Consider the following 6,266-nt stretch of genomic DNA (forward strand, 5'->3'; position numbering starts at 1 on the left):
CAAAGCGATATTACCGATGTTGACGACATTTGCGACGGCAAAGAAATACATCTCCCGCCGGATCAAATATGTCTTGCGGAACCCCAAGCCGCCGATTACCCCAGCGCCTTTTAATGGGCCGGTGGTGGTGCTGGGGTCGGCGCCGACCTCTCATAAGCCGCTAGGCCTCGACGCTACTTATCGGATCATTTCCGTGAACGCATCACAACTCGCGCTTCAGTCCTGGGGCATCGAGGCGCCTGACATCACGTTGATGGGTTATAACGAAATCGAAGGCACCAATCAGAGTGCCATAGAAACAAGACGCGTTCTCGGCGGAAAGCGCACCGGCTCGCTTTACGTGCTGGCCTGGCGGCATGGCCGCGAGCGCTTGCAGGCAGGTCTCGAAGCATTTGGCTACCGCTGCACTGAGGCCCACATCATCGATCGCTATCAGCGGATCGCTCTATTGCACAAGGTCAGCGGCCAGCTAAATCTTGAGCTCGACGCCGATACCAAGTGTTCAAACGGCATCATCGCAGTGCTTTTTGCGCTCTACAATGGCGCGACGGCAGTGATACTTTCAGGGATAAATCCGAACTCCACAGGGCATGTCTACAATCACGCCAATCTGGAGCGTAAACATGTCCGAACGGACAGCGAAACGCTAGTGAGGCTTGTCCGGCTCGGCTACCCCATCTACACCGCCGATCCTCAAGTAGCCGAGAATGTCGGCCTGCCGCTCTGGCAGGGCAACGGGCAAGTAAATCTTGCTTGATGGAAGGATACCCGACCGCCAAAGGTATCACCCGGAGAATTCTCTCCGGGTAATGTAACAGCGGTTTTGCGGCCTTTTAAGCGTCCCTACGCGCCCTGCTGTACAAATAGCATGCGTTCTCGAGCGGCGAACCACTCTTCAGCGTAATCATCGTCTTTGTATTTCTCGAAATACGGTCCACCGTCGGTGAAGTGGACGTTCTTGGCGTCTTCGCGATAGTCATATTCGTTGACGAGGTAGTTCCACGTCACCGGCAATTCGCCGATTTGATCATCATTTTCCAGCCACTTGAACTGATGCAATTGCAGGCCGGTCGCCGTGTTCACGTAGTCGGGCGTCAGTGTTCGACACTTGTCGTTGTTAAACATGATGAAGCTCGACCAGTTCTTCTTTTCATACTTGGTCTGCGTCTGACCGAGGAACTTGGTGTCGATCTTCGGCTGGTAATCGTGTTTGACGCACATGACGGCGTAACGTTCGTCGCGCAAGGCCCAAACCTCGGCAATATCGGCCCGCATCAGCATGTCGCAATCCATGAAGATGCTCCAACCCCGATAACCGCTGAGATAGGGCGTCAGGAAACGCGAGAAGGAGAATTCAGTGGATTGGAGCGCATTGCGTTCGCGATTGAATACTCCACTGAGATTTGAAAGCACGAGCGGTGAGAACTCGACCGGAAGCGAGGATTTCTCAATGATGCTCTGCACCAGGACGTGATAAGCGACGACTTCCTTGGAATCAAATCCCACAAAAATTCGGACAGTCTGTTGTTCCATTTTGTACCCCGAGAACCATAGAAGCGGATTGAACTTAGAGGCAGCTCTACCACGTCAGCTAAGTTAGCTACAATTATTCGTTGGGTTTTTCCAGAAAACGCTGCTTGCGAGTTTTCGGTTTGAACCGCCGAAAGAAATTATCGACGGCGCGGATGAATTTGGTGACGGACATCAGCCTGTCGATCTGGCTGTTCGTATTGTCGAGCCGCTCCGACAAGACCTCAGCCGCAGCCATCGCGATCTCGATCGGCGGCACCTCAGGAAACCGTTTGGCAAGCGCCGAATAGGGGCTGGCATCGACGCCGCCCATCATCGAGATCGAACCCATGCGCGCAAAGAGACGCAGGAAGATCTGCTCGAACGTCCAATCGTGAACGTCGAACACCTTCCACTTCTCGCTCCGCTTCGCCGAAAAGCCGGCAAGCAGGATCTTGCCCGGCAACTGCAGATCGGCGAGCCACAGCGCTACAGCAAAGCCACTCGTCGCGATCTTGCCGATCGGATAGAGATCGGCAAGCATTTGCGTCAGATCGAGGTGACGGGCCTTAGCGCCTTCGAAGCAGCTCTTTTCGCTGAAATTTTCCTCGACGGAGACCCGGATATTGACGACGCCCAGAAAATCGTCGCCGCCAAAGAAGCGCAGAACATCCCCCACCTCGCGTCGGTGAACGATATTGGCGCCCATCACGCCGCTGCGGGCCACCAGCACCGCATGCCCGGCGAAGGGTTCGTCGAGCACCTTGTAGACCTTGTTGAAGAAGACGTAGAGCGCCGTCTCCGGCAATTCGCTCCGCAGCCGCTCGAAGTCGACTGCCTCGCTGTTTGCTACCAGCACGATATGGGAATAGCGCGACAGCAACGCCTTCCACGTATCCGCCGTCAAGACATCGAAAACTTTCATTCGCCTCCGCCGCAGTTACATGCAATTTCTCAACAATGCTCTCGGCGCATCGGCCGGTGCCAATTCAATATTCTCGTCGTCGACTTACGCTCTTGCGACAATTTCCGGGAGCAGCAAGTCTTGCGGCGGGACCACAGATTCGCGCACCGTATTGACATTAGGGCAGGACATCACGGCCCTCTGCTCAAAAATTCCAGCCCACGAAGCAAGACTAAACTAGTTAGCTTGAGAACGCGCTGCAATTGCAAATTACCAGACAAAATGTCGCCCCGCTAGGCGCACAGGATCAGCCCAGCAATCATCTCGAGGAGCTCCGGCTCTTGATCTCGTCCCAATACGGATAGAGCTCGACGCACCTCCAATGCGTCTCGACCGTCTTCGATTGCGAAAAGCCGAAGCTTCCACACTTCGCGCAGCCTTCGATCACTGCCGATCACCTTACCCGTCTCGACTTCATTGTTCTCGATGAACTCGGCTACCTCCCGTTCGCCCAGGCCGGAGGGCAATTGCTGTTTCATCTGATCAGCAGGCTCTACGAGCGCACCTCGATCATCGTCACCACCAACCTGGCATTCGGCGAATGGCCTTCTGTCTTCGGCGACGCCAAGATGACGACTGCGCTGCTGGACCGGCTCACTCATCACTGCGAGGTCATCGAGACCGGAAACGAATCCTGGGGATTCAAGAACCGATCTCAAAGCTAAAGCCGAAGGTCCCCATCACCCGCACTTGGCCCACCCTCTGCAACCCCGACCAGCGCCGGGCGTGCCAAGTGCTGATCGCTTGTAGGGCATCAACATTGGACGCCGATTGGAGTGCGCCCCTCGGGGTGGACAGATCGGGATGAGGAATTGACCGGCCTTCCGGGTTTTCGGAAAGATCACCCATGGCAAAGCACCGCAGTCACAGCGTGGAATTCAAACGCCAGGTCGCGCAGGAATTCCTCGCCGGCGAAACGCTGCATGGTCTGGCAAAACGCCACGACGTGTCTCGCAACCTTATCCGCATCTGGGTTCAGAAGCACGAGCAAGGTGCATTCGACGACGATGAGCAGGCCGCCGATATCATCCAGGAATACGAGGCTCGGATCGCGGCGCTGGAGCGGCTGGTTGGCAAGCAGGCTCTGGAACTGGAGTTTCTAAAGGGGGCTCTGAAAAGCGCACCGCGCCCGAAAAACGGGACTATATCCGTCATCACCGGCCCTGCGGCATCTCCGTCGCGGAAGGATGCCGACTGATGGAAATCGCGCGCTCCACCTATTATGACCTTCCGGAACGTCCCGCCGACGACACCGCCATCGTCGAAGCGATGTTCGCGATCTGCGAAGAGTTCGAGTTCTACGGCTACCGCCGCGTCGGTGCGGCCCTGCGGCAGCAGGGTCTGTCGTGAACCACAAGAAAATTCGCCGCCTCATGCGCGAACACGATCCGAGGCCGAAGATCAGGCGGCGTTTCATTGCCACAACAGACAGTGTCCACCACGGCCCGATCTTCCCGAACCTGGCGATGGATATCATCCCGACCGGCCCCAACCAGCTTTGGGTCTCCGATATAACCTACGTCGCGCTGCCGACCCGCTTCATCTATGTCGCCATCATCCTTGATGCTTGGTCTCGCCTTATCGTCGGCTACGACATCGGCCGCTCAATTGACGCACGCCTTACGGCCGCGGCCTTGAGAACTGCCATTGATCGCAGAAAGCCGCCACTGGGCTGCATGCACCATTCCGATCGCGGCTCGCAATATGCTGCCGAGCTTTATCGGCAGCTTCTGACCGACCACGGTTTGATCGGCTCGATGGGCCGCAGAGGTAATCCCTACGACAATGCTAAGGCCGAGAGCTTCATGAAGACGCTCAAGGTCGAGGCGGTCTATCCCATAGCTTTTGAAGCCTTCGACGATGTCACCGAGCATCTTCCCCACTTCATCGAGGAGGTCTACAACAAGCGCAGGCTCCATTCGGTACTCGGCCTATCTGAGCCCAAAACAGTTCGAGGATCAACACATCCGGCAGGTTGGCAAAACAGCAGCCTGATCAGTGTCCACCCCGAGGGGCGCACTCCAGATAGGGGTCAGTTTTGTGCGCCGGTTGACAGCCTGGCGGGTTTCAGATGTCTCGGGACTCGCAGACGAGCCTCAGCACCGCGGCGGTTGCTGGATAAATTGCATCAGCAAGGCAAGGCCCTCCTCCCTGAGTTCGCCGCCTCTTGCGTTTCGACGACGTCGAGCTTAGCTGTCTGATGCAGGCTTACAAGGATGACTGTCAGGAGAGAATAACGCATATGTGGCGCGGGCTTAAGGACACGCTCAGAAAACGCCGCCAGGCCCGCAACGGAAAAATTCTCGTAAGGGAACCCATCGTTGTTCCGCAGTCCGTCGTGACGACACACCCTGATCATTATTTGTCGTGCGTCACAGTCGCAAAGAATGAGGGTGAGTATCTCGATGAGTGGATTCAATTTCATCTGCTGGTTGGCATTTCTCACTTTTATATTTATGACAACGGCTCGACGGATCAGTCCTTGTCGATACTGAGAGCCTATGAGAATGCCGGTATTGTTACTGTCGTGCCGTGGCGTCCCTTTAACGTTTGGGCAAACACCCAGATTTTAGCCTATGCTCATGCCGTCAGCAATTTCGGATCACGCAGCCGCTGGATGGCTTTCTTCGACCTCGATGAATTCATGTTTCCGATGCATGCGGCTTCCTTGATCGATTTTTTGCAGGCGCGGGAGCAGGAACAGGCGATTTGCGTCGCCGGTGTCAATTTTGGAACGAGCGGCCACGCGGTTCGGCCCACGGGTCTGGTCACGGAGAACTTCCGACAGGCAGTCCCCATGGATGCCCAGCGCGAATATCCAAAGCTTCTAAACGTCAAATCAATCGTTCAGCCAGCTCAGATCAGATCGATCGAGAGCGCCCATTGGTTCAACCTGAAAGGCACGAACAAGATCGGCGTGAACGAGGACGGCGAACCGCTACCACGTTATCCAAGGGAGGATCCCTTAAAGCTCAAGGCCAATACTATACGCTTCAATCACTATTATACGCGCTCGCATGAGGAATTCGCGGCGAAGGTCAACGGATCCAATGTGCGTGGACCTCATCTCCCGGCCGATGCCGAGCAACGCTGGGGATTGTTCCGACAAATTGAAGAGTTCAGCCAACCGGACGATACGATACAACGATTTATTCCCGATCTGAGGGAGAGGCTCTCTACCTGCAGGAGGGCTTAACCGCACCGCCGCTCTTTCGTCAGGACAAGAGAACGGCTGCGGGACGGTTTGTTGCCGATCCGGTCGCCGGCTCATTTCCGCAAAATCCGTGATCGCCGCCAACTGCGAATGGCCACCCGTCATTTTTTCTAGAGCAATTCCTTGCTTATCGGAATCGTTGCGGGATTCCCATATGTGGAACGGCTCTGCGGTCAAGGTGTTCAATCGTTGATATTCCGAGGGCTGGTGCGCCCATATGTCCGGCCTTTTCGCGCAGCAATTGGGCTACTGGCCTTGATGACGTTCGCGACTGGAGTGACCTAGAGCACGCTTCGATTTTTCAGAATCGCAGATTCGCAAATCAGCTGAAATATGATTCTCTGTCCTACCGGAAAAGGACGGCCGGCAAGGATGACGCACCCATATTCTGAGGATCTTCGCGAACGGGCGATGGCGCGCCTGAACACCGGAGAAACGATACGATCGATCGCAGCAGCACTTGCGATTGCTCCCTCCTGTGTTTCGAAGTGGAAGAAGCGCCTTGCGGAGACCGGCGCTCTGACGCCCGGCCGCGTCGGCGGTCGCAAGCAGCGGACTTTGTCCGGCGAACGGGCCGAC

Annotated in this window: 9 protein-coding genes and 1 pseudogene; 7 read left to right on the plus strand and 3 right to left on the minus strand. The window is 56.0% G+C overall.

Annotated features, from left to right (window positions below):
• Positions 1-16: 16 nt before the first annotated feature.
• The gene (locus tag PH551_RS21235) at positions 17-757 is read left to right on the plus strand and encodes a membrane-anchored protein (RefSeq protein WP_285194831.1); all 741 of its coding nucleotides are present in this window, start codon (positions 17-19) and stop codon (positions 755-757) included.
• An 86-nt stretch (positions 758-843) separates the two neighbouring features.
• On the opposite strand, the gene PH551_RS21240 is transcribed toward PH551_RS21235, so the two are convergent.
• The 3 genes from PH551_RS21240 to PH551_RS21250 all read right to left on the minus strand — a co-directional run bounded on the left by PH551_RS21240 (position 844) and on the right by PH551_RS21250 (position 2,952).
• Positions 844-1,533 carry a glycosyltransferase gene (locus PH551_RS21240; RefSeq protein WP_285194832.1) on the minus strand — a complete coding sequence of 230 codons (690 nt, stop codon included), beginning with the start codon at positions 1,531-1,533 and terminating at the stop codon, positions 844-846.
• A 73-nt stretch (positions 1,534-1,606) separates the two neighbouring features.
• Positions 1,607-2,434, minus strand: coding sequence for a 3-deoxy-manno-octulosonate cytidylyltransferase (locus tag PH551_RS21245; protein ID WP_285194833.1), 828 nt, complete (start codon positions 2,432-2,434; stop codon positions 1,607-1,609).
• 272 nt (positions 2,435-2,706) lie between these two features.
• Positions 2,707-2,952, minus strand: coding sequence for a hypothetical protein (locus tag PH551_RS21250; protein ID WP_285194834.1), 246 nt, complete (start codon positions 2,950-2,952; stop codon positions 2,707-2,709).
• Here PH551_RS21250 and PH551_RS21255 point away from each other — a divergent pair.
• The 6 genes and pseudogenes from PH551_RS21255 to PH551_RS21280 all read left to right on the plus strand — a co-directional run.
• Positions 2,863-3,138 (plus strand): annotated as a pseudogene (locus tag PH551_RS21255) (ATP-binding protein); the annotation flags it as partial. The gene PH551_RS21250 and the pseudogene PH551_RS21255 sit on opposite strands and share 90 nt — an antisense overlap.
• Before the next feature lie 182 nt (positions 3,139-3,320).
• Entirely contained in the window at positions 3,321-3,671 is a 351-nt protein-coding gene (locus tag PH551_RS21260) for a transposase (RefSeq protein ID WP_285194835.1), read from the plus strand.
• Positions 3,671-3,823, plus strand: coding sequence for a hypothetical protein (locus PH551_RS21265; protein ID WP_285194836.1), 153 nt, complete (start codon positions 3,671-3,673; stop codon positions 3,821-3,823). Before PH551_RS21260 ends, PH551_RS21265 begins: the two co-directional genes overlap by 1 nt.
• A complete protein-coding gene (locus tag PH551_RS21270) occupies positions 3,754-4,674 on the plus strand; it encodes an IS3 family transposase (RefSeq protein WP_285194848.1) in 921 nt (306 codons plus the stop codon). Before PH551_RS21265 ends, PH551_RS21270 begins: the two co-directional genes overlap by 70 nt.
• 41 nt (positions 4,675-4,715) lie before the next feature.
• Positions 4,716-5,669: a glycosyltransferase family 92 protein gene (locus tag PH551_RS21275; protein ID WP_285194837.1), complete on the plus strand. Its 954-nt coding sequence runs from the start codon at positions 4,716-4,718 to the stop codon at positions 5,667-5,669.
• A 390-nt stretch (positions 5,670-6,059) separates the two neighbouring features.
• Positions 6,060-6,266: helix-turn-helix domain-containing protein (locus PH551_RS21280; protein WP_285194838.1), on the plus strand; the 207-nt coding region annotated here is incomplete at its 3' end.

Origin of the sequence: Rhizobium atlanticum (genome assembly GCF_030182485.1) — a bacterium.
GTDB lineage: Bacteria > Pseudomonadota > Alphaproteobacteria > Rhizobiales > Rhizobiaceae > Rhizobium.

What these genes read in the sequence shown, in the direction of transcription:
- PH551_RS21245 (WP_285194833.1), bottom strand. Translation starts at nt 2,434, where the DNA reads ATGAAAGTTTTCGATGTCTTGACGGCGGATACGTGGAAGGCGTTGCTG.
- PH551_RS21275 (WP_285194837.1), top strand. Translation starts at nt 4,716, where the DNA reads ATGTGGCGCGGGCTTAAGGACACGCTCAGAAAACGCCGCCAGGCCCGC.
- PH551_RS21260 (WP_285194835.1), top strand. Translation starts at nt 3,321, where the DNA reads ATGGCAAAGCACCGCAGTCACAGCGTGGAATTCAAACGCCAGGTCGCG.
- PH551_RS21240 (WP_285194832.1), bottom strand. Translation starts at nt 1,533, where the DNA reads ATGGAACAACAGACTGTCCGAATTTTTGTGGGATTTGATTCCAAGGAA.
- PH551_RS21235 (WP_285194831.1), top strand. Translation starts at nt 17, where the DNA reads ATGTTGACGACATTTGCGACGGCAAAGAAATACATCTCCCGCCGGATC.
- PH551_RS21265 (WP_285194836.1), top strand. Translation starts at nt 3,671, where the DNA reads ATGGAAATCGCGCGCTCCACCTATTATGACCTTCCGGAACGTCCCGCC.
- PH551_RS21250 (WP_285194834.1), bottom strand. Translation starts at nt 2,952, where the DNA reads ATGAAACAGCAATTGCCCTCCGGCCTGGGCGAACGGGAGGTAGCCGAG.